Origin of the sequence: Pseudoalteromonas sp. MelDa3 (assembly GCF_002863625.1) — a bacterium.
GTDB classification, from domain to species: domain Bacteria; phylum Pseudomonadota; class Gammaproteobacteria; order Enterobacterales; family Alteromonadaceae; genus Pseudoalteromonas; species Pseudoalteromonas arctica.
On the sequence record NZ_PJBR01000010.1, the window covers coordinates 58,688 to 76,181 of the forward strand.

Consider the following 17,494-nt stretch of genomic DNA (forward strand, 5'->3'; position numbering starts at 1 on the left):
AATGTTCCGTTAGATACTTGTCTATGAGTATTGGATACTTAATAATTATCGCTGTTAGTATCTTATTTGGCTTTATTAGCATGGGTTTCCTTCGCATATAAATTATTGTAAGCGTCTACTAGCTCGGTTATTTTTGATTCTAGTATATTAGGGTCCTTTTCCCCTTCGATAAGTGCGGTTATTAAATAGCAATTAACCTCTGTAAAGGCTCCCTTGCGTATTTCTTCTCTTGAGCCCATATAAGACTCGCAAAATCTATCAAAAACGGCTGAAATCTCATTTAAAGCGCTTTCTGCGTTATGTTTCTTTAGTATTTCAATGATTCCATATTCATCTACAGGGTTTTGGCTTTGTTCTTCCTGCTCTGCCACAAACTCATCAAAGCTTTTAAAGCCTTCGTCAAGCTCCCAGCTCATGTCATACCCATTTGCATTAACAACCCTTCTAAATATGAGCTCTACATCGTATGACTCGGTGTACTCAAGTCCACGACTTACGGTAATGGGCTCTAAATCTTCGGGGTCTTGCCAAATCACCTTGTAAAAGTCACCCATCCAATTTCTAGGGTGTGGTAGCTCTTTTATTATTTCTTCTATTTGCTCTTTGGTTGGTCGCTTCATTTTATCGACCTCCCATAATATTGCCGTTCTTTGTAGTCGCATCGCCCTGGACGCTTCCACACATAATGTTGCCGTTCTTGGTTTCCACATCACCGGTAACGTCATGGCATGAAATATTGCCGTTTTTAGTGGTTGCTGTGCCGGCTGTTCCGTTTACTGTTATATCAGCATCTTCGGTCATTATGTTTTCAACGTTGCCTTCAATGACAATGTTTATGGTTTTTTCTTCGATAGTGTCTAAATCTTTTATATCGACACCACCAATGGTAATTTTGTTATTGCTTATACACACACTGCCACGGCCTGAATGTGTAATTGTTTTGCCGTTTATTGTTATCTTGTTCATGCTTATCTCGCTCTTGCTTTAGCGTATTTGCTTATGTTCATGCTTTCTACAACCCAAGTATCAACACCAAATATTCTACGTTTTACAAATGTCACTGTGCTTTGGTCTAAATACGTTGTCTTGCCTGCGCTGCTAACTGATGGCTCAAGTATGTTATGCAATATAATTTGTATACTGCTATACCTGAAAGTTTCGGGGTCTGGTAATCTTGAAACCGCATTAGCTAACTCAACTGCCGTTATCATGCTGCTTCATCCCCCATCTTTAAGCGTATGTTTTTAAATATGGCGCTTTCCCATTCCGATATAAGCCTAAGCAATTCCTTTGTTACTTCATCATGCGCGCTAGTGTAGCTTTTATGTCCGATACCTATAATCCTGCATCTTCTGCGATTAGATAACGGCTTGCGTCCGGTGCCGTGGCATTTAGTGCATATCAAAGCGTCTAGGTTAGTGGCCTTTTGCCCTGGAGCTAAACCGCTACCATCACATTCACCGCAAACAGGTTGAACAAACTCATAAACGGATGCCAGTACAATGCCATTAAGTGTTTCTGGCTTTATTTTGTATTGGCGTATCTTAACAAACAGCGTTATGTGCATAGTAAGCGAGCGTACAACACGATTAAGTCTTGTTTCCTCGCCTACATAACGAAAGTAAGCCCAATTAGTCGGGCAAGAGGGTAAGCCGGCTAAAGCATGTGCTGCTGTTCGCCAATCAATAACGTCTTGCCCACTACCACCAAACGTACCAGTGAGATTAAGCGTTTTAGTTGTAAGCTTTGCAAGTAGCTTAATTGGTTGCATATTATCTCACTCCCATACGTTTAAATATAGCAATAACTTCTCTGTGAGCCTTAAAATCTGCGGGTTTAGCAAGTAAACTTTCAAGCGCTAAACACGGCCAAGATAAATCGTAAGTTTCAATCCCGCCTCGCTTTAGCATCCACCCGTAAACATGCTGTGCGTGAGTCATTCTTAGCTTTAATGGTTTATCATCCATACAGCGCCACCAATGCGGCATCGCGCTTATCTTCGTTGCTTCTGCCGTTCCAGCCTGTAATTTGGTTGAAATACTTATCGCTTTTTTTAGCTTCTCGTTTTACCGGGCCTTTCAATGGAGTTACCAACTTCACTTTATAGCCCTGGCTTTCTAGCACCTGCTGTATTAGCGTGCCTGTCGCTTTACACTTGCCTACGTCCTGGCATATTTTCTCGCGTACAGCGCGGCTGTTTTGAACCTTCTTGCCAAAAAGAGGCTTTATAGCGCTTGGGTTCTCTAATTTTATTAAAATATTCTCTTTTGGCCCTACCGCTGCTATGTACTCGAACATATTTACAAAGCTTAGCGACTCAAGGTGAATGATTGTTTTGCCCTGGACAACAGCAACACCGCTTTTTACAAAGTCGGGATCAATGCCTATCGTTAAATTCATTTAGCCACCTGTATTAATTCTTGCTCGAGTAAAAGCTTTTGCGTTCTAACCATGCCCTCGTATGCGTAAACAAGTAATTCGCTTGCACTTCCCATTCGTACACGCCTATCAATTACATCGTGACACGCTGAACATGCGTAAGTTGCGTGAATGTCATCGCACTTCTGCCCCATACCTGAGCCTTTGCCAACATGAGCAAGTACAACTGTTTCTGGGTTGCGGTTGCATACGCCAGGTATACGCACTTGGCATTGCTGGCCGCGTGCACTATTTCTTATTTTTTTACTAATGAGCGACATTGTTTGACTCCCCATACATAGCCAAGTGATAAAGATCGTCCGGCTGCGGTAGTAAAAGCTCTAAATATTCAGCGCAGTATTGCTCTAACCAATTTAGATACTCGCAAAACTCTTTTGTGTTTAGTTTGCGCGTTCGCTTGCGCACGATAATTGGTTCCTCGTTGCCAGCTTGAATAACTTTTACACCGAACTTTCTACGCACAAATACTTCGTGTACGTCCTCTGAGCTATTTTCTTGCCCGTAGTGCTCACGAAAATAATCAGCAATTATCTGGTTCCACTTCCAAAGCAGTCTGTTTTGAGCTAAAGAGCGCTTAGCTTTATGCTCTTTAAACTCAATGACAACGTTTTTGCCTTGCTTTAAAAGCGCCCTTACCGCCTGCCCTATTTGGGGCATGAAGTATTGGGCGTTAGTAGTGGTTACTACTTTCTTTGCCATTACGCGGCCTTATCTGCTTTTTTAGCTGGTTCGGCCTTTATCTCGCTCTCTTGTGCTGCTACCGCTTTTTTTTGTGCTTGCACTAAAATGTAAGCGCCAGTTGCCAGCAATGAATCGCGCAACTCATTCGTTAAGCAATTTTTTTCAGCGAGTACCGCAACAGTCTTTGTAAAATTGGCAAATACTGCATCGTGGTTTACCTGAGCACCATCTTTAATAATTTTTACTGCCTGCGGCTTTGTGTTAGCGATAAACCCATCACAAAAAACCTCGCCGACCGGTGATAACTGAGTAAGTGTGCTTTTTTTGATAGTCATAATTAGCTCCTAAGCTGTTTTTCTTGCATTGTTGAATGTTTTTTCTAGTTGCTCGTTAAGTGAGAAACCTTGATTAGCCGGCACCTTCTTTGATGTGAAGTTGCCAGGGCTCGCTTTAACGTCTTGCATACGATTAGCCGCTTGCCTGTTTTGGCTGTGCGACTTGTTACGCTTTGCATGTTTGTTTTTTGCGGCCTCTTTTTGGTCCTTGATGTACTGCGGTACGCTATCAACGCCACACGCTTTAGCTGCTCTTGCCATTGCGCGATTAGCTTCTGCTGTTGCAAAGCCTAATTGCTTTGGTGTCGGGTTTTTAATCCCGTCCAGGGCTGCGGCTTTTGCCTGCTTCGCGTCTGCTAAAGCGGCTTGATAGTGAACACCTAAAATTTCTTTTAAGGCTCGAATAAATTCTTTTTGATCTTGCTCGTATGACTTCATAGCCCATCCCTTGTGCCATATGTGCAGTAATCTTTGCCGCGAGCGGTCACTAAAACCATACCTTTTTCTTTGCACGCGTTTTCACGCGCCTCATCAAGCTGCTGCGCACATGAGCCAACATACAAAAACACATATAGCGCCAAGGCAGCGGCTGAATAACGCTTTAAAACAGTAAATGCCTTATTTCCACTCACTTTAAAGCCCTCCGTTTAAGCTGTTTGCGCAATTCAGCAAGCTTGTTTTCGGTGCTTTCGCTGCGCGGGCCTTTGCCGTGCTGAGGAAGCAAAAAATCGCGGTTAATTTCTTTATGTGCTGCGTGCTGTTTAGGCTTTTTGCACAATGCGAGTAGCTTAGGGATTGACGGCGGGTGTTCTGCGCCACTTTCAAGCAATTCAACACTGGCTGCTGCGACATCATCGGGATCTTTAAACTTGTCATTGAGCAAACCAAGCAGGTATTTAAAATCATCACTCCCCAGCCCCCCATGTTCCCGCGTCCATCGGCCCGTAAACATTTGGTCCAGCCTCGTCCATAGAGCAACCAGCGCTTTCTCTAGGTCCGGCGAGTCCGCGTGACTCCAAGTACGCTTGTGCGTCTGAGTATCGGGTATTAGGATTCGACCGCAATTGTCGATGTGGCTGGTTTGTAAAATTGTGCTTACTGCTTTCATGGCTTGCCCCCGTTGTATATTCATCGTTCCAGCGTTCTTGATTCAAAAAAGTTGCAGGCATTGGAATAAATTGTCCGTTGTCTTTGGTCCACTGAGGATCGTTTGTTCTTCGCTTTTCAACGTGGTCATTAATTCGCTTAACAAGCTGATCAAGTTCGTCAGGGTTCTTTTTAAATTTGGCTGCTATTTTTTCAAATGCTTTGCGACCTGTCGGTTTGCTTTTTTTGTTCGGATAAGCTTTCCAAAACACATCAAACAACGCAGTCACCCCTTGGGGGGTTAGGGGGGTTATTAGATCTTTATTATTAATATCATTCTTATTTAGTGGGTCACTTCGTGGGTCATTGCGTGGGTCACTTCGTGGGTCACAACTAGCCGCAACGCCTTTAATGGTAACGGCTTCACGTGGGTCATTACGTGATTCACTTCGTGGGTCATTACGTGGGTCACTTTTTTGGTTGAATTTTGAGTAGTTTGGCAAGCTAATTACAGTACATTGTGTCACTGTTTTGCCGATAGATTTGCGCGTTAAAAACCCATCTTTCTCAAGTTTAACTAACGCTCTTTTTGTCGCTGTATATGCCGAGTCCTCAGTTTTATACAATGAGTTTATAGCCGCCTTTGCCGCAAGCTCTCTCACAGTTGTTACAAACTGCCCAGCGCTTAATTTAAGCCTGTTACTGCGGTACTCAATACTTAGCGCCTTAAACGCCGCGTTACGTATTAAATACTGCACTATAAGCATGCACACACCGTCATTGCTCCACGGTTGCTGATCAATGCTTCTAAAAGTGCTGGAAAAGCCGCCTTTGTCGCTCATAAACTTCCGCCGCTCTTTTTCGTTCAATCTCCCCTCTTTTTCAGGGAACTTGTAAACTTCTGCTAAATTGGTCATAATTGCCTCGCTAAATTGACATTTCGCTAAATTGAAACCCGCTATCCTGCCTCCTAAGCTGATGCGGGTTTTGTTTTACCTGCGAGTTGCGTAGTTTCTGCTACGTAACTCGCGCATTTCTGCGCAACCAATACACAAATTTGTTTTTATCGCCTTTTTACGCGCCTCTTGAATTTCACTACCACACTCAATACATTCATCTGTTGGCACTACTTCTGGGCGCTTTAAGTTCGCAATCTGGAGCGCTTCGTGATGCTCCATTTCTTGCTGTGCGCTATCTGCTAAATCCATAAATAAAACCTAAAATTAAAACTGATTAAAAAGCGCCCTTTTGTCTGCTAGCATGCAAGTGCGAATTACTAAACCAACAAACAAAAGGACAACAACATGAAATTCGATATTTCTTCTTTTAATAAAATTGCAAAGCCACTATTAAATAAACTTGCTGAGCAATTCCCACTACCCTTAACCATCAAACCTCAGAGCTATAATGAACCCACTTTTGACCGTGAGCTTGATGGTCCACTGCTTGAGCCAACGCTTCATTTTTTAGTTGAAAATAAGTTTCTAACCACTATGGAAGTCAGAGCTGAAGGCTACACCGCCTACCTAATAACCGAAAAAGGCCTATCACTTCTAAATATCGACCTCATAAGAGAAATCAAAAAGACCCCTTCCGTCTACGAACAAGGCAAAGTGGGTTGCTAGTCATTTACAATTACTAAGGTGCTTACTCTTATGTTTTGCTTTTCCAACGCATAAGCAGCAACGTCTGATACAAACCCAATATAAGAGCGGCTATGTAATCCATGTAGAGCCGCTTCTTTTTCAATTAACGATGCAATTTCATCGACCTTGCTGTCATAACTCTTCCAGCTCGCAATGTCTTTTTCGCGAAGCTCTTTTTCGGTTAACTCTTTGCTCTTATCACTCATCACGCCACCTTCAACGATGCTGACTTAGCTGCCACTGGTTCATTAGGATCAGGCCTAACCATCTGTTCAATTTCAGCGTTAAGCTGCAAAGCTGTAGAAATAATAGAAAGGGTATTTTTCTGAATGGCATTAAAATCTAATTGCGTGATCACGCCTTTTTGTCGTGCCAAGCGAAAGGTTTTAGCAAAGTCACCAATAGTTTCTTGCAAGTGCAAAACCTGATCTGCTAATTCATCGTCAGATAAGCCCACTTCTGGCAAATCAATAACAGTCTTACCTTCGCTATAGGCCCAGGCGTTTAAAATTCGACTATCATTAGTGATATTCTGAATAGCAATTGCTTCTTGCAGTGTTAATACATGCGAATCAATATTTGTATTTAGCTTATTGCTAAGTGTTGTTGGTGACTTAGCCATGACGCGCGCAATTTCAGACACATTAAAGTCGCTCGCAATACTTGCCGCTGCTTCAAGTGGGCATCGAGCGCTAGGCTTAGCGTTTCTCGTACTCTTTTTAGATAAAAGCATTTATAGTTTCTCCTATGCTGCTGATTGAGAGTGCTTGCGCTCATAAAGGCCTAAATCAACCTTCATTGCGCCGTTAGTTATAGACTGAATCTCATAGGCTCTACCCATGGGGATAACCTCTTCCCACTGGCTAACAGCTCCATGAGATAAATTTGTTAACTGTTTAACTACTTCAGTAGCTGAGCCGAAGTGTGCGATAACATCTTTTCGGAGCATTTCTGTAACCTCAAATTATAGATTCCTTAAATTGTTGATCTAAAGGAAACTAAAGTCAAGTAGGTTTATCATTTGAACATGAATAAAGAAAACTTAAATCAGCGCATAAGGCGCCTAAGAAAATTGCATGGCTACACTCAAAAAGAGCTAGCTAAATATGTGGGCGTTTCACACGGCTCGATATCTCAGTGGGAGTCAGAAATAACTTCCCCCAAAGGCGCTCAAATACAGCCTTTAGCAAAAGCGTTGAAAGTCGATGTTGTTGAGTTATTGCAAGGAACAGGTGTTACATCCAATATAGAGGTTGGGCCAGAGATAAAGGGCACAGTCCCGCTCATCTCTTGGGTACAAGCTGGTGCATGGAAAGAAATGGAAGAAATAAGTTTTATCGCCGATTCCGCCGAGCGCTACAGAACAACAGCCAAGGTAGGGCCCAATGCTTTTGCTGCAAGAGTGGTTGGCGACAGCATGACTTCTAGCACGGGAAGAACCATACCTGCAGGCTCTGTAGTTGTAGCTGATCCCGATATTGAAGCTGCAAGCGGTAAAGTTGTCATCGCAAGGCTAGATGATTCATCAGAAGCTACAGTTAAAGAGCTAGTTATTGACGCTGGTAGAAAGTATCTGCGACCTTTCAATAGCTCTTTTCCAACGATACCTATTAACGGTAACTGCACTATTATTGCCGTGGTAAAGCAAGTAATACAAGACTTTTAAGGGGTGTTATGAAAAGCATTATCTCCACACTACTTGTTTTTTCGGCATTTTCGGCTGACGCCTATTTTTATTCAGGTAACGATCTTCGCGAGCCGATGCAGCAATATTTAAAAGCAGAGGCAAACGATAAAGATACGGATTACTCAAAAGCCTTTGAGTATGCGGGCTACGTGATAGGGGTGTATGACTCAACGACTCCCTTCTTATGCACTCCAAGCAAGGTTAGCAGAAATCAAATACTCGCTATGATTGCAAAGCACCTTAACAGCAACCCCGAAGACTGGCACTTGCCAGCAAGAACAATAGTTCAAAGCTCATTATTTAAGTCCTTTCCCTGCCCAAGTGAAGATTAAGCTAGCCCGCAATACCTGCGCATAAGAAGCTCTTAAGGAGCTTCCTCCCTCTTACAGACCATAATCATCACTTCCAGAAAAAACTTAAGGGCATGTGCCACATGCTCCCCTCCTGATCATGATTCATCACATAAAAACCACTTTAAATTTAAGAAAGTTTAAATTTTTGTTTGACTTCCAATTTCAGATACCTTAAATTTCAAGCATGAATTTTAGAAAGTTTAAATTTAAGGCGGTCAACATGAGTCATAAAACCCAAATATTCCCTGCTTTATCACTAGAAGTAAAAACGCTTATAGCAACGCTTACGGCTGAGTCATTCAACTTTAGAAGCCGCGTGCATGTAAACGTTGTTACTAATGCAAATGACCCGTCTATTAGTGTTTTTATTTATGTTGACGGCAAGTGTGAAAAGTCTTTCTTAACAATGCTTAACGAAGAAAACGCGGCAACAGAATTAAAGAAAGTGCTTGATGCGACAAGAGAAAGCAAGCGCATAGGCACTTACACCCTACCTACTCTACTAGCGAGCTAGACCAATGAGCAACGCAAAAACATCAGCAGAGATCCAACGCTTATTAGCCGACCCATTTGAAGCGCACGATATTGAATGGCGTGTGCAACAAAGTGGCGTATCTGGCAAGAGTAAGCCGTGGGTAATGGTTATTCCTTACATCACTAACCGCGCAATTCAGCAACGCCTTGATGATGTTGTTGGTATAGATGGATGGGAAAACACCTACACAGAAGCCGCCGGCGGCAAAGGTTACTTGTGTGGTTTAAGTATTCGCTTTGGCGATAAGTGGATCACTAAATGGGACGGTTCAGAGTATTCGCAAATCGAAGCATTAAAAGGCGCTTTATCTGGCGCTATGAAGCGCACAGCGGTTCAATTTGGCATTGGTCGTTACCTTTACTCACTTGATACCGAGTTTGCAACATGTGCACCGGTTGAAAGTCGATTTGTAGCTAACGGTGAGTTTATCAACATACCGCTTAGTAAGGGCAATAAAAACGGCCCTAGAATGAGCGCCGAGTGGTTCCCGCCTGAACTTCCTGACTGGGCGCTACCTAAAGCTAAGTTTGATAAGTACCTAGATGCTATCGAGCAAGCAACCAGCCTATTAACACTGCGCGAACATTACGAGCAGGCTTATAAATTTGCAGCTGTCGTTAATCGCATAGATATACGCGACAAGGCGATTGAAATTAAAGATCGCAAAAAAGCAGAGCTTGAAGCTAGAGAGCAAGAAAATAGCTTAAACGCAAATAAGAAATTTCACTCCTGGCTAAATCAATCTATCAAAGACCGCATTGTCACAGCAGAGAACGAATCAGTATTAACCCTGAACCATAAGCACTTGTTACAAGAGCTCAAAGGTCATTGCCGAGCAACCAAAGTAGATAGCAGTAGCTTTGTAGCTCAAATCAACCAAGCGCATACAGAGGCGCTAAACAAACTAAGAAACGGAGTATAACCATGGCTACTAATCAAAGCACAGCAACCGACTTGGTTGAAGTTGTATACCAAGAAGATTTAACCAAAAAAGGCCTTGCAGATTTGCGCAAGAAGTATCCTAAATCGTTTTCTCTTGATATGTCAGACGATGAACAATTTAAACAAGCTCGCGCTATTCGTGCAGAGTTCAACAAACTTGTTAAGTCTATTAACGAGCGCCGCATTGGATTTAGTAAAGAACTTAAAACTTATGGTGATGACTTGGTTAAAAAAGTAGAGGCTATTTACGCGCCTACTGTTGAAGCTTTTTTACTTGAAGATAAACATCGCAAAGAAGAAGCTGCACGCATAGCCAAAGAGCGTGAACAATTTTTAAATAAGCAACGTGATGAAATAGCGCAAATGGGCAGCTTTGTTGACCAATGCAAAAATCAAGGTTCACAGTTTATTGCTGACACAATCGAAGCCGTTGATCTTGTTGATACCGAATCGTTTGATAAAGAGCTTATTCACGAAGCTATCGACACTAAAAAAGGCATCTTAGAAACGCTTAACAACATGTATCAAGCAGCTAAAGCAGCAGAAGCAGTTGCAGCAGAGCGCGAACAATTACGCATTCAACAAGAAGCCATTGCACAGCAAGAGCGCTTACAAAAACAAGATCAAGAGATTGACGCTCGCATTAATAACTTGCGCAGCGACCCAATGAATTACTTTGATAAATCTAGCGCAGAGATAGCCAAGCGCATTGCAAAGCTAGATACCTTCACGCCAACCAATGAAAAGTTTGGCAACCGCCTTGACGAAGTTATTCAAGTGTTAGCTCAAGTAATTCAGCAGCTAAAAATGATGCACCAACAAAAGCTACAGCTTGAGTCTATCGCTGTTACTACAGATCCAGAACCACAAGTTCAAGTGAACCAAGAGCCAATTGAGCAAAGCACACCTATAGAGCAGCAAGAGCATGAAGCACTAACCGAAGTAAATCGTATGTTAGACCAAAACGAGCAGCCGCTACTTGGTAATAGCTTTAAATCAACAATGTTTGAAAATACTAGTGCGCCTATTAACTACATGCCCCTTTCAGCATGGCCAAGCAGCCAGGACCGGGCAGACAATGATGAGCTAGACCGCATTTGCGACCAGCTAGACCTAGCTGAAAGCTACATCGAAGTATTAGAGCAGCGCTTGAATAAAGCACACGCAGCGTAAGTTCCCAATTCCGACCGAGCAGCGCCTAAGGGCGCAAGCTCTTTTAAATGAGGTTTATATGAAAGCATTACGCGTTCCACGACTAGTAGCAGCAAGAGAAGATTTTAAAGATATTCGCGTAGGCCAAGCAACTATTGTCGCATGTGAAGTAAATGGCGAATCTGGATGGGCATTACCTGGTAGTAATTTTACAACAAGGCGCTCTCTTGCATTCAACGTTTGCGCAAAGATGAACAACATCATTTTAGAGCTTGGCGGCATTAGACCAGCAATGAAGTTCAAGCGAGCAGCTTAATGATGCACGACTACATGGCAATCACCGGAAATAGCTCAAGCGCACAGGAAAAGCAGAAGCGCAGAGATTTTATAAAGATGGTAGCAGCAAACAGCGTTCGCGTTTTAGTGCTAGCCATCATCGTTTTAATAACAACTAAGTAGGTATAACAATGAAAAACATTCATGTATTCGCAGCAGAGCTGCCAGGTATCTCAGTTTTAGAAAGTAAGGTTGAAGAAGAACAAGGCGTTATTTTTACAACGCTAACAGATAACCAGTGGAGCAATTTGGGCTTTAAAGTAGATCGCCAATTTGTAGCACTTGATAACGGTTACCGCATTGATTTCACCTATAGCGCTAAAGACTACCCTAGAGCACAAATTTTAGAGCGCATTAATGAAGTGGCAGACACTTGGCCTCACGAGCCTAGTAAAGAAGAAATGGGGGAAATAGCAGGGCAGGTTAACGCGGACTTTTGCGCTCGTTCAATAGTAAAAACAGTTAACTTCTCAGCCTTTTATCACGAAAAAAAGCAAACGCTAATTTTTGATTGTAAGGCCGCATTAGCGCAACGCGCATTAGGTTTGCTACTAAAGCTAGTTGAGTCAATTGAAACCAAAACACTTCACTGTAGCGGCATTTCCAATTCACTAACAACCAATATGCTTGATCAGCTGAATAATTCAAATAGCGAATACGACACCAAGCTTTACTTTGCTGGCTTTGAGGTTGGCGACTTGTTGGTTATGCAAAATAAAGATAAAGACGTTGCACGTTTTAAAGGCGATTACCCTACCGAAAATATCAAAGAACTTATCGAGCAAGGTTACGAAATCAAAGAAATTGCTCTTTCAAAAGATGGGCTTTCATTCTACCTAAATCACAACTTCAAAATTAAAGGCGTAAAAGAGCTGTTTGAAGTTGAAGGAGCCATGTTCGATAACGCTGATGATTATGAAATACATAAGCAAGCGATAGCACTTGAGCTAATGACAGGTCATTGCGAGCAGCTAAGAAATGCGTTCGACAAGCAAAGCTCTACCAACGAGCAGGAAGATCTAGATCAAGACGATGGGAACGAGTCATTAATTGCCGAACACAATGCAAAGCATAAAGACAGTAACGGCAATGACGCATTTTATGAAGAAGCAAAAGCGTTTGTTTTAGAAACCGGCAACGCATCCGTATCACGTATTCAACGAAAATTCAGAATAGGTTACAACCGAGCGGCAAGGCTAGTTGATCGACTTGAATTTAACGGCATTGTAAGCAAGCCAGGTCATAACGGCGAACGTGAAGTTACACCATTTAATTAAGTAAGGAGTCAATCATGGATATAGACAAAGAAGCCTTTTGGTCAAAAGTTGATATTAAAGATACAGCTAAAGAGTGTTGGAATTGGTTAGGAGCTAAAAAACCAAAAGGTTACGGCAACCTTAGAGCTAATAAGCAGTATTTGCTAGCGCATAGGGTTTCTTTTGAGCTTACTAACGGCCCTATACCAGAAGGCTTTATTGTCTGTCACACATGCGACAACCCTAGTTGCTGTAATCCAAGTCACTTAATGCTTGGCACTACTAAATCTAACTCTATAGATATGCTTATAAAAAATAGGCAAAAAGATAAAAAATATGCTGCAAAAGGCTCGCGCAACGGAATGTCAAAACTAAACGAAGAAAAGGTTTTGGCAATAAGAAGCGAGTACAAAAGCGGATCAAAAAATCAATATGAACTTGCCGAGCATTACGGCGTAACCCAGCCTGCAATCGGTTCAATTTTAAGAAATGAAACTTGGAGACATGTAAATGGCTAACGATCTAAATCAAGCTAACTTTATCGGAAGATTAGGTAAAGATCCTGAAATTCGCTACACCCAATCAGGGCAGGCTGCGGCATCATTTTCTATTGCTGTTGGCAGCAAATGGAAAGATAAAAACACAGGCCAGCAAAAGGAAAATACCGAATGGGTAAATCTTGTTGCGTTCGGCAAGCTAGCCGAAATAATGGGCGAATACCTGCGCAAAGGCTCACAGATTTTTGTTACAGCAAAATTCAGAACCAGAAAATGGCAAGACCAAAGCGGCGCAGATCGTTATACGCCAGAGTTTGTAGTAGAAAATATGCAAATGCTCGATTCGCGACAAGATAATCAACATCAGGGCAACCAAGGTAATAATAATTACCAAGGGCAGCAAAACAGCCAGGCACAAGGCAATAACCAAGGCCAGGCGCAAGGCAATAATTCTTACAACAATAGTAATAATAATTACCAAGGCAACGGACAAGCGCAGCGCCAAAATAGCCAAGGCCAACAGCAAGGAGGTGGTTTTGCCCCAAAACAGAATCAAGGTGTTAGCAATAGCCAATACATGAGCGGCGGTCAACAAGGCGGCGCATCTAACCCTATGGGTCCAGGTGCTAACTTTGATGACGACGATATTCCGTTCTAATTCAAGGAGAGCCCTATGTTTGAACAATTTAAAGGCAAAAAATTCAACCTTATTTATGCTGATCCAGCTTGGCAATTTAGCAATGCAAAAACCGGTGGAACAATGACAAGCGGTGCAAAGCACCAATACAAATCAACAATGAGCGTAGACGAGCTAAAAGCTATGCCTATTGATGATATTGCGGCAGACGATTGCATATTGGTTATGTGGTACGTAGGTTCAATGCCACAAGAAGCCCTGGACGTTGTTAAGGCATGGGGCTTTACGCTTAAAAATATGAATGGCTTTGTATGGAACAAGCTAACTGTAAATAACAACCCGTTTTTTGGTATGGGCTTTTGGACTCGCGCCGGTAGCGAGTCGGCAATTATCGCAGTTAAGGGCAAGCCGAAAGTAGCAAGCCGTTCAGTGCGTGCAGTAGGTAATTATGACACCGAAAGCCTAGACGAAATATTAGGCCGTGGCGTATTTTCCGGCGCTTACCCTATCGGACAGCATAGCGAGAAGCCAAACGAGTTTAGAGAAGCGTGTGTTGATTTGGCCGGCGATGTGCCTCGCGTAGAGTTATTTTCTCGCAAGCGCGTTAAAGGCTGGGCTGTTTGGGGTAATGAAGTGGGCAAGTTAAATAAAAAGGCAAAGGCAGCCTAATGAAACCGCAAGTTAAACGCAGAGCGCATACCTGGTATGCGCTAATCCCTAAGTCGGAGTTATTGAGCATGAATAAAAGAAGCAAGGTTATATATCAATGCAAAGTTGATGGCGCTTTAGGTCGAGTTGGCAAGTACGGCGCTATATGTGGTAAATCAAAAGTTGGCGGCGGTTGCGGCGCTCATGGCAATGCAAAGTGTGAGCATAAAATTAGAGTAGAGAAAGATACAAAGGTGAACCCATGAAAAATGAAAATGCGCCAGCAATGCCACAACCCATTGCCATGAATGAAAATGAATGTCTGTCAACAGATGAACACAAAGGCGATCGAACGCTTAGCGGTTTAACTAAGCACGAAACTGTAGCTATGCACATCTTAGCTGGGATATGCGCTAATCCTAACTACGAGCCAGCAGCGCAAAGGCATTATGATTTTGCCACAGAGGATGCTTTAAGACAGACGGATTCTTTTTTCAAAGGCTTGAATAAGGAGGCCCAATGAACAATGCAAAAATCAAAGCCCTAGCCCTACAGCATGGCTTTAAATTAAAAGAGCAAAAAGGCGGTGAAATGGATTTAAACGAATACGTTTATTCATTCGCCTGGGCTCTACTTCAAAGCGGTAAGCCTAACGTATCGCATAAAGACTACTTGGCTGACCTATTAGCAGATGCGGCGCACTGTGTACCAGAAAAAAGCGTAGGTTACCGCGTTACTATTTACGCTAATGATGTAAGCGCAGATGAACCACGTTTTCAGTGGGACTTTTTCAACGGTGTTGAGCGTAGCAATTTTGAGTGTCGCATACCGGATACACGCGAAGAATTAAACAAGGCCCTCAACAATGCCAAAGGCTGTATGAAGTCGGCTTGTTATAGAGCTATGAACCCCGACTTTGATAAAAAATTAGCATAGGTGATTTATGAAAACTGAAACGTGCGCTTATATCCACTGCGAAAAGGAAGCAGATTTTATTGATGCGATGGATGACTTTGTTTGTGAGGAATGTATGGAAAGGGAGGTTCAACATGGCGGTGATTCTTATGATGACTTTCAGTCAATAGGTGATTTATGAGCAATTACACATGCAAAAAATGTAAGGCTAAGCTAAGAGCAAGTGAAGCATACGAATATCGAGGCGCTTTTTCTTGTGAAGAACACTTTGATGAAGTAAGTGAAGTGCGCGACTTTGAGCGCAATCAAATAATTAAAGAAGAACACAACAAAACCAATGTATTTAAAGGCCTTGATCTAACAGATAGCATTATAGGCAAAGCAAACAAAGCGCTATTAAAGCCGCGCATTGAAGTTGCCAGCAAAGAAAGCAAACGTTTAAAAAATTATGAAAGAGGTGATTTATGAAAACTGAAATTTTAATATGGGCATTGAGCGAACTTGCGGTATCAGAGCCAGAACAAATAGAAACAGGAGTTATAGAAGTTCTAGGCGAAGATGGGCAAGGCAGAGAAGGCAGTGCAGAATTTGACATATTCGAGCTGGCAAACGAAGCAGTAAAAAAAATTCAATCACTAATTTCTCAAAATGAAAATTTAAAAGAAAAAATAAAAGATATAGGGTATTCCTACCGAAAAGTTGAGAAAGAAAGGGACGAATTAAAAATACTTAAATTTAAGCGGTTTAATGAGGAAGAATGCTGGCTATATAGAGGTGATGGCGAGGACTATTTAGATTCATTAGTTTGCCCTGTTGTAATCAGTCCAGAGAGATTAATTACAATCAAGAATATGAGCGCAGAAGGCTTTAAAAATGAGTTAATCAAATCGTCAGCAGCTATTACTCACCCTCACATTGAAGGTGTCTACGCAGTATGGGAGAATAATTTATGAGTTTACCAACAAGCCAGTACCTAGCAACAAAAGACGTAGCCGCGCTGTTCGGTGTTAAATCTAAAACTATTTTAGAATGGGAAAAAGACGGTAAATTCCCGCCGGCAACAATCATTGGAAAGCCTAAGCGCTGGGACACTAAAATAGTTGAGCAGCATTGCCAAGCGCTTAGAGATCAAACTACCCGCCTTTCAGCATGACAACCCAACGGTTAACCCACTCCGTTAAACCTTCTAACATTGGCGATTTGTTATATATCGCCAATACCCCTTTCATCTTATGCCCTAGTAGTTTCTCAGTGAACTGCAAAGGGCATCCCGCATCAGTTAAGTGTGTTGATATAGTTCGCCTTAAATCGTGCATTCTGAACGGCGCAACACCTTCAATAGACTCGTAACAAGGCTTAGATATTTGGCTCACGCTTGAGCCGCTAGCGGGATGATCCCCATCACGGTTAGGAAACATATAAACGAACGCCGGCGATTGAGCTTTTAAATATTCCAGGTCTTTAATAAGATCATCCGGTATGGGCCTAATAATAGAGTGCAAAGCCCCTTTGGTGTTTTCTCTTTGTGTAGTGAAAAGTTTATTATCTAAATCAAAGTCTGTTTTTTTCGCGCTGCATAGCTCGCTTATACGACAACCAAACACCATTGCACAACGTAAAAGAACTTTGTTTCTATCAGTTATATTTAGTAAATCTATGTTTGACCAAATTAATTGACACTCTTTAAGTGATAAAAAGTGCTCACGCGAAGCATAATCGCTAGCGAAGTCGCTTGGCCTTAATGCTTCAAATTGCGAGTTATTAATAAAGCCCTGACGAATGCAAAAACGAAATATCGATCTAATCTCAATAATCGCAGTAAAAGCAAAGCCCTTACCTCTGCCCTTTTCAATTGATACATCACTCATCGACTTAAAGAACGCTGTAAAATGCGTTTTATCCATTAGTGATACATATTGATTGCCCCAAGTGTCATTTATACATGATCTTATTCTTGTGCTTATACCTTCCGGGTTATCTCGCTTAGGTAGGCAATAGTTTTTAAACCAATAATCAAAGCAATTGTAAATAGTTGGGTTTTCGATAAATTCAGCTTCAACCGATTTTATTGCCACCATGTTTCTAGGATCTAAATTTTTATCTACTAGCGACATTTGCGCTGCGCATTCTTCGCGCGCTTGTGCAAGTGTCATTGCTGGGTAGGTGCCTAATTTATACCTAACTTGCTTACCGTTAATTCGATAGCGTATTTGAAATGAGATCTTTCCCCTTGGGGAGATCCTAAGCGATAGGTTATCGCCGTCTGTTATTTCAGGCTTACCGGTATACTCTTTACCGTTTAAGCTCTTTAGTTTAGCTGCTGTTATGTTCATTGAGGCTCCGACTCTG

General features: G+C 42.1%; 34 protein-coding genes and 3 pseudogenes. 19 read left to right on the plus strand and 18 right to left on the minus strand.

Annotated elements, in window-relative coordinates:
• Positions 1-62: 62 nt before the first annotated feature.
• The 14 genes from CXF89_RS03960 to CXF89_RS04025 form a co-directional block, all read right to left on the minus strand.
• Positions 63-620 (minus strand): hypothetical protein, encoded by a 558-nt coding sequence (locus CXF89_RS03960; RefSeq protein ID WP_121953860.1) that lies wholly within the window; start codon positions 618-620, stop codon positions 63-65.
• Position 621: 1 nt separating this feature from the next.
• Positions 622-966, minus strand: coding sequence for a hypothetical protein (locus CXF89_RS03965; protein WP_121953861.1), 345 nt, complete (start codon positions 964-966; stop codon positions 622-624).
• Positions 967-968: 2 nt separating this feature from the next.
• On the minus strand, positions 969-1,211 hold the full coding sequence (locus tag CXF89_RS03970; protein ID WP_121953862.1) for a hypothetical protein: 243 nt from the start codon (positions 1,209-1,211) through the stop codon (positions 969-971).
• On the minus strand, positions 1,208-1,771 hold the full coding sequence (locus CXF89_RS03975) for a zinc finger-like domain-containing protein (protein ID WP_121953863.1): 564 nt from the start codon (positions 1,769-1,771) through the stop codon (positions 1,208-1,210). Before CXF89_RS03975 ends, CXF89_RS03970 begins: the two co-directional genes overlap by 4 nt.
• A gap of 1 nt (position 1,772) precedes the next feature.
• The gene (locus CXF89_RS03980; RefSeq protein WP_121953864.1) at positions 1,773-1,967 is read right to left on the minus strand and encodes a hypothetical protein; all 195 of its coding nucleotides are present in this window, start codon (positions 1,965-1,967) and stop codon (positions 1,773-1,775) included.
• A complete protein-coding gene (locus tag CXF89_RS03985) occupies positions 1,960-2,400 on the minus strand; it encodes a hypothetical protein (protein WP_121953865.1) in 441 nt (146 codons plus the stop codon). The genes CXF89_RS03980 and CXF89_RS03985 overlap by 8 nt, the downstream gene beginning before the upstream one ends.
• On the minus strand, positions 2,397-2,699 hold the full coding sequence (locus CXF89_RS03990; protein WP_121953866.1) for a DUF1364 domain-containing protein: 303 nt from the start codon (positions 2,697-2,699) through the stop codon (positions 2,397-2,399). Before CXF89_RS03990 ends, CXF89_RS03985 begins: the two co-directional genes overlap by 4 nt.
• The gene (locus CXF89_RS03995) at positions 2,686-3,138 is read right to left on the minus strand and encodes a recombination protein NinB (protein ID WP_121953867.1); all 453 of its coding nucleotides are present in this window, start codon (positions 3,136-3,138) and stop codon (positions 2,686-2,688) included. The genes CXF89_RS03990 and CXF89_RS03995 overlap by 14 nt, the downstream gene beginning before the upstream one ends.
• Positions 3,138-3,455 carry a hypothetical protein gene (locus tag CXF89_RS04000; protein ID WP_121953868.1) on the minus strand — a complete coding sequence of 106 codons (318 nt, stop codon included), beginning with the start codon at positions 3,453-3,455 and terminating at the stop codon, positions 3,138-3,140. The genes CXF89_RS03995 and CXF89_RS04000 overlap by 1 nt, the downstream gene beginning before the upstream one ends.
• A 9-nt stretch (positions 3,456-3,464) precedes the next feature.
• Positions 3,465-3,893, minus strand: coding sequence for a hypothetical protein (locus CXF89_RS04005; protein ID WP_121953869.1), 429 nt, complete (start codon positions 3,891-3,893; stop codon positions 3,465-3,467).
• Positions 3,890-4,087, minus strand: coding sequence for a hypothetical protein (locus CXF89_RS04010; RefSeq protein ID WP_121953870.1), 198 nt, complete (start codon positions 4,085-4,087; stop codon positions 3,890-3,892). Before CXF89_RS04010 ends, CXF89_RS04005 begins: the two co-directional genes overlap by 4 nt.
• A complete protein-coding gene (locus tag CXF89_RS04015; protein WP_145990798.1) occupies positions 4,084-4,407 on the minus strand; it encodes a hypothetical protein in 324 nt (107 codons plus the stop codon). Before CXF89_RS04015 ends, CXF89_RS04010 begins: the two co-directional genes overlap by 4 nt.
• Complete coding sequence (locus CXF89_RS04020; protein ID WP_145990799.1) at positions 4,361-5,458, minus strand: hypothetical protein; 1,098 nt, start codon at positions 5,456-5,458, stop codon at positions 4,361-4,363. Before CXF89_RS04020 ends, CXF89_RS04015 begins: the two co-directional genes overlap by 47 nt.
• A 75-nt stretch (positions 5,459-5,533) precedes the next feature.
• Entirely contained in the window at positions 5,534-5,749 is a 216-nt protein-coding gene (locus CXF89_RS04025; RefSeq protein WP_121953873.1) for a TraR/DksA C4-type zinc finger protein, read from the minus strand.
• A gap of 96 nt (positions 5,750-5,845) precedes the next feature.
• Here CXF89_RS04025 and CXF89_RS04030 point away from each other — a divergent pair, with 96 nt between their 5' ends.
• Positions 5,846-6,166, plus strand: coding sequence for a hypothetical protein (locus CXF89_RS04030; protein WP_121953874.1), 321 nt, complete (start codon positions 5,846-5,848; stop codon positions 6,164-6,166).
• Here CXF89_RS04030 and CXF89_RS04035 read toward each other — a convergent pair.
• Genes CXF89_RS04035 through CXF89_RS04045 form a run of 3 tightly spaced genes read right to left on the minus strand, consistent with a single transcriptional unit; the run spans position 6,163 to position 7,136 of the window.
• On the minus strand, positions 6,163-6,393 hold the full coding sequence (locus tag CXF89_RS04035; protein ID WP_121953875.1) for a hypothetical protein: 231 nt from the start codon (positions 6,391-6,393) through the stop codon (positions 6,163-6,165). The genes CXF89_RS04030 and CXF89_RS04035 overlap by 4 nt on opposite strands.
• On the minus strand, positions 6,393-6,920 hold the full coding sequence (locus tag CXF89_RS04040; RefSeq protein ID WP_121953876.1) for a phage regulatory CII family protein: 528 nt from the start codon (positions 6,918-6,920) through the stop codon (positions 6,393-6,395). Before CXF89_RS04040 ends, CXF89_RS04035 begins: the two co-directional genes overlap by 1 nt.
• A gap of 12 nt (positions 6,921-6,932) precedes the next feature.
• Entirely contained in the window at positions 6,933-7,136 is a 204-nt protein-coding gene (locus CXF89_RS04045) for a Cro/CI family transcriptional regulator (RefSeq protein WP_121953877.1), read from the minus strand.
• 78 nt (positions 7,137-7,214) lie between these two features.
• Here CXF89_RS04045 and CXF89_RS04050 point away from each other — a divergent pair, with 78 nt between their 5' ends.
• From CXF89_RS04050 to CXF89_RS04125, 18 genes and pseudogenes are all read left to right on the plus strand, one after another.
• Positions 7,215-7,853 (plus strand): LexA family protein, encoded by a 639-nt coding sequence (locus CXF89_RS04050; RefSeq protein WP_121953878.1) that lies wholly within the window; start codon positions 7,215-7,217, stop codon positions 7,851-7,853.
• A gap of 8 nt (positions 7,854-7,861) precedes the next feature.
• Positions 7,862-8,206, plus strand: coding sequence for a Rap1a/Tai family immunity protein (locus CXF89_RS04055; RefSeq protein ID WP_121953879.1), 345 nt, complete (start codon positions 7,862-7,864; stop codon positions 8,204-8,206).
• 241 nt (positions 8,207-8,447) lie between these two features.
• Positions 8,448-8,741 carry a hypothetical protein gene (locus CXF89_RS04060; protein WP_121953880.1) on the plus strand — a complete coding sequence of 98 codons (294 nt, stop codon included), beginning with the start codon at positions 8,448-8,450 and terminating at the stop codon, positions 8,739-8,741.
• 4 nt (positions 8,742-8,745) lie between these two features.
• Positions 8,746-9,130: pseudogene (locus CXF89_RS21550) on the plus strand (Rad52/Rad22 family DNA repair protein); the annotation flags it as partial.
• 556 nt (positions 9,131-9,686) lie between these two features.
• Positions 9,687-10,877 carry a hypothetical protein gene (locus tag CXF89_RS04070; RefSeq protein ID WP_121953882.1) on the plus strand — a complete coding sequence of 397 codons (1,191 nt, stop codon included), beginning with the start codon at positions 9,687-9,689 and terminating at the stop codon, positions 10,875-10,877.
• Between the two features lie 58 nt (positions 10,878-10,935).
• The gene (locus CXF89_RS04075) at positions 10,936-11,172 is read left to right on the plus strand and encodes a hypothetical protein (RefSeq protein ID WP_121953883.1); all 237 of its coding nucleotides are present in this window, start codon (positions 10,936-10,938) and stop codon (positions 11,170-11,172) included.
• Positions 11,173-11,323: 151 nt separating this feature from the next.
• Positions 11,324-12,160, plus strand: a pseudogene (gene rdgC / locus CXF89_RS21335) (recombination-associated protein RdgC); the annotation flags it as partial.
• A 129-nt stretch (positions 12,161-12,289) separates the two neighbouring features.
• Positions 12,290-12,469 (plus strand): annotated as a pseudogene (locus CXF89_RS21340) (DNA translocase FtsK); the annotation flags it as partial.
• A 14-nt stretch (positions 12,470-12,483) separates the two neighbouring features.
• Positions 12,484-12,966: an HNH endonuclease signature motif containing protein gene (locus CXF89_RS04085; protein WP_121953885.1), complete on the plus strand. Its 483-nt coding sequence runs from the start codon at positions 12,484-12,486 to the stop codon at positions 12,964-12,966.
• The gene (locus tag CXF89_RS04090) at positions 12,959-13,603 is read left to right on the plus strand and encodes a single-stranded DNA-binding protein (RefSeq protein ID WP_121953886.1); all 645 of its coding nucleotides are present in this window, start codon (positions 12,959-12,961) and stop codon (positions 13,601-13,603) included. Before CXF89_RS04085 ends, CXF89_RS04090 begins: the two co-directional genes overlap by 8 nt.
• 15 nt (positions 13,604-13,618) lie before the next feature.
• On the plus strand, positions 13,619-14,251 hold the full coding sequence (locus tag CXF89_RS04095) for an MT-A70 family methyltransferase (RefSeq protein WP_121953887.1): 633 nt from the start codon (positions 13,619-13,621) through the stop codon (positions 14,249-14,251).
• Positions 14,251-14,496, plus strand: coding sequence for a hypothetical protein (locus CXF89_RS04100; protein WP_121953888.1), 246 nt, complete (start codon positions 14,251-14,253; stop codon positions 14,494-14,496). Before CXF89_RS04095 ends, CXF89_RS04100 begins: the two co-directional genes overlap by 1 nt.
• A complete protein-coding gene (locus tag CXF89_RS04105) occupies positions 14,493-14,753 on the plus strand; it encodes a hypothetical protein (protein WP_121953889.1) in 261 nt (86 codons plus the stop codon). Before CXF89_RS04100 ends, CXF89_RS04105 begins: the two co-directional genes overlap by 4 nt.
• Complete coding sequence (locus CXF89_RS04110) at positions 14,750-15,166, plus strand: hypothetical protein (protein WP_121953890.1); 417 nt, start codon at positions 14,750-14,752, stop codon at positions 15,164-15,166. The genes CXF89_RS04105 and CXF89_RS04110 overlap by 4 nt, the downstream gene beginning before the upstream one ends.
• Positions 15,167-15,173: 7 nt before the next feature.
• On the plus strand, positions 15,174-15,326 hold the full coding sequence (locus CXF89_RS21160) for a hypothetical protein (RefSeq protein ID WP_180961379.1): 153 nt from the start codon (positions 15,174-15,176) through the stop codon (positions 15,324-15,326).
• The gene (locus CXF89_RS04115) at positions 15,323-15,613 is read left to right on the plus strand and encodes a hypothetical protein (RefSeq protein ID WP_121953891.1); all 291 of its coding nucleotides are present in this window, start codon (positions 15,323-15,325) and stop codon (positions 15,611-15,613) included. The genes CXF89_RS21160 and CXF89_RS04115 overlap by 4 nt, the downstream gene beginning before the upstream one ends.
• Positions 15,610-16,098 carry a hypothetical protein gene (locus CXF89_RS04120; protein WP_121953892.1) on the plus strand — a complete coding sequence of 163 codons (489 nt, stop codon included), beginning with the start codon at positions 15,610-15,612 and terminating at the stop codon, positions 16,096-16,098. Before CXF89_RS04115 ends, CXF89_RS04120 begins: the two co-directional genes overlap by 4 nt.
• Entirely contained in the window at positions 16,095-16,298 is a 204-nt protein-coding gene (locus tag CXF89_RS04125) for a helix-turn-helix transcriptional regulator (protein ID WP_121953893.1), read from the plus strand. Before CXF89_RS04120 ends, CXF89_RS04125 begins: the two co-directional genes overlap by 4 nt.
• Here CXF89_RS04125 and CXF89_RS04130 read toward each other — a convergent pair.
• Positions 16,279-17,478, minus strand: coding sequence for a tyrosine-type recombinase/integrase (locus tag CXF89_RS04130; protein ID WP_121953894.1), 1,200 nt, complete (start codon positions 17,476-17,478; stop codon positions 16,279-16,281). The genes CXF89_RS04125 and CXF89_RS04130 overlap by 20 nt on opposite strands.
• Between the last annotated feature and the right edge of the window lie 16 nt (positions 17,479-17,494).

Coding starts and splice junctions, on each gene's coding strand:
- CXF89_RS04075 (WP_121953883.1), top strand. CDS start 10,936: ATGAAAGCATTACGCGTTCCACGACTAGTAGCAGCAAGAGAAGATTTT.
- CXF89_RS04085 (WP_121953885.1), top strand. CDS start 12,484: ATGGATATAGACAAAGAAGCCTTTTGGTCAAAAGTTGATATTAAAGAT.
- CXF89_RS03970 (WP_121953862.1), bottom strand. CDS start 1,211: ATGATAACGGCAGTTGAGTTAGCTAATGCGGTTTCAAGATTACCAGAC.
- CXF89_RS04095 (WP_121953887.1), top strand. CDS start 13,619: ATGTTTGAACAATTTAAAGGCAAAAAATTCAACCTTATTTATGCTGAT.
- CXF89_RS03975 (WP_121953863.1), bottom strand. CDS start 1,771: ATGCAACCAATTAAGCTACTTGCAAAGCTTACAACTAAAACGCTTAAT.
- CXF89_RS04130 (WP_121953894.1), bottom strand. CDS start 17,478: ATGAACATAACAGCAGCTAAACTAAAGAGCTTAAACGGTAAAGAGTAT.
- CXF89_RS03960 (WP_121953860.1), bottom strand. CDS start 620: ATGAAGCGACCAACCAAAGAGCAAATAGAAGAAATAATAAAAGAGCTA.
- CXF89_RS04115 (WP_121953891.1), top strand. CDS start 15,323: ATGAGCAATTACACATGCAAAAAATGTAAGGCTAAGCTAAGAGCAAGT.
- CXF89_RS04125 (WP_121953893.1), top strand. CDS start 16,095: ATGAGTTTACCAACAAGCCAGTACCTAGCAACAAAAGACGTAGCCGCG.
- CXF89_RS04035 (WP_121953875.1), bottom strand. CDS start 6,393: ATGAGTGATAAGAGCAAAGAGTTAACCGAAAAAGAGCTTCGCGAAAAA.
- CXF89_RS04030 (WP_121953874.1), top strand. CDS start 5,846: ATGAAATTCGATATTTCTTCTTTTAATAAAATTGCAAAGCCACTATTA.
- CXF89_RS04110 (WP_121953890.1), top strand. CDS start 14,750: ATGAACAATGCAAAAATCAAAGCCCTAGCCCTACAGCATGGCTTTAAA.
- CXF89_RS04060 (WP_121953880.1), top strand. CDS start 8,448: ATGAGTCATAAAACCCAAATATTCCCTGCTTTATCACTAGAAGTAAAA.
- CXF89_RS04020 (WP_145990799.1), bottom strand. CDS start 5,458: ATGACCAATTTAGCAGAAGTTTACAAGTTCCCTGAAAAAGAGGGGAGA.
- CXF89_RS04040 (WP_121953876.1), bottom strand. CDS start 6,920: ATGCTTTTATCTAAAAAGAGTACGAGAAACGCTAAGCCTAGCGCTCGA.
- CXF89_RS04105 (WP_121953889.1), top strand. CDS start 14,493: ATGAAAAATGAAAATGCGCCAGCAATGCCACAACCCATTGCCATGAAT.
- CXF89_RS04055 (WP_121953879.1), top strand. CDS start 7,862: ATGAAAAGCATTATCTCCACACTACTTGTTTTTTCGGCATTTTCGGCT.
- CXF89_RS04090 (WP_121953886.1), top strand. CDS start 12,959: ATGGCTAACGATCTAAATCAAGCTAACTTTATCGGAAGATTAGGTAAA.
- CXF89_RS04005 (WP_121953869.1), bottom strand. CDS start 3,893: ATGAAGTCATACGAGCAAGATCAAAAAGAATTTATTCGAGCCTTAAAA.
- CXF89_RS04070 (WP_121953882.1), top strand. CDS start 9,687: ATGGCTACTAATCAAAGCACAGCAACCGACTTGGTTGAAGTTGTATAC.
- CXF89_RS04045 (WP_121953877.1), bottom strand. CDS start 7,136: ATGCTCCGAAAAGATGTTATCGCACACTTCGGCTCAGCTACTGAAGTA.
- CXF89_RS04120 (WP_121953892.1), top strand. CDS start 15,610: ATGAAAACTGAAATTTTAATATGGGCATTGAGCGAACTTGCGGTATCA.
- CXF89_RS04025 (WP_121953873.1), bottom strand. CDS start 5,749: ATGGATTTAGCAGATAGCGCACAGCAAGAAATGGAGCATCACGAAGCG.
- CXF89_RS04015 (WP_145990798.1), bottom strand. CDS start 4,407: ATGTTTACGGGCCGATGGACGCGGGAACATGGGGGGCTGGGGAGTGAT.
- CXF89_RS03990 (WP_121953866.1), bottom strand. CDS start 2,699: ATGTCGCTCATTAGTAAAAAAATAAGAAATAGTGCACGCGGCCAGCAA.
- CXF89_RS03980 (WP_121953864.1), bottom strand. CDS start 1,967: ATGGATGATAAACCATTAAAGCTAAGAATGACTCACGCACAGCATGTT.
- CXF89_RS04050 (WP_121953878.1), top strand. CDS start 7,215: ATGAATAAAGAAAACTTAAATCAGCGCATAAGGCGCCTAAGAAAATTG.
- CXF89_RS21160 (WP_180961379.1), top strand. CDS start 15,174: ATGAAAACTGAAACGTGCGCTTATATCCACTGCGAAAAGGAAGCAGAT.
- CXF89_RS04000 (WP_121953868.1), bottom strand. CDS start 3,455: ATGACTATCAAAAAAAGCACACTTACTCAGTTATCACCGGTCGGCGAG.
- CXF89_RS04100 (WP_121953888.1), top strand. CDS start 14,251: ATGAAACCGCAAGTTAAACGCAGAGCGCATACCTGGTATGCGCTAATC.
- CXF89_RS03995 (WP_121953867.1), bottom strand. CDS start 3,138: ATGGCAAAGAAAGTAGTAACCACTACTAACGCCCAATACTTCATGCCC.
- CXF89_RS03985 (WP_121953865.1), bottom strand. CDS start 2,400: ATGAATTTAACGATAGGCATTGATCCCGACTTTGTAAAAAGCGGTGTT.
- CXF89_RS03965 (WP_121953861.1), bottom strand. CDS start 966: ATGAACAAGATAACAATAAACGGCAAAACAATTACACATTCAGGCCGT.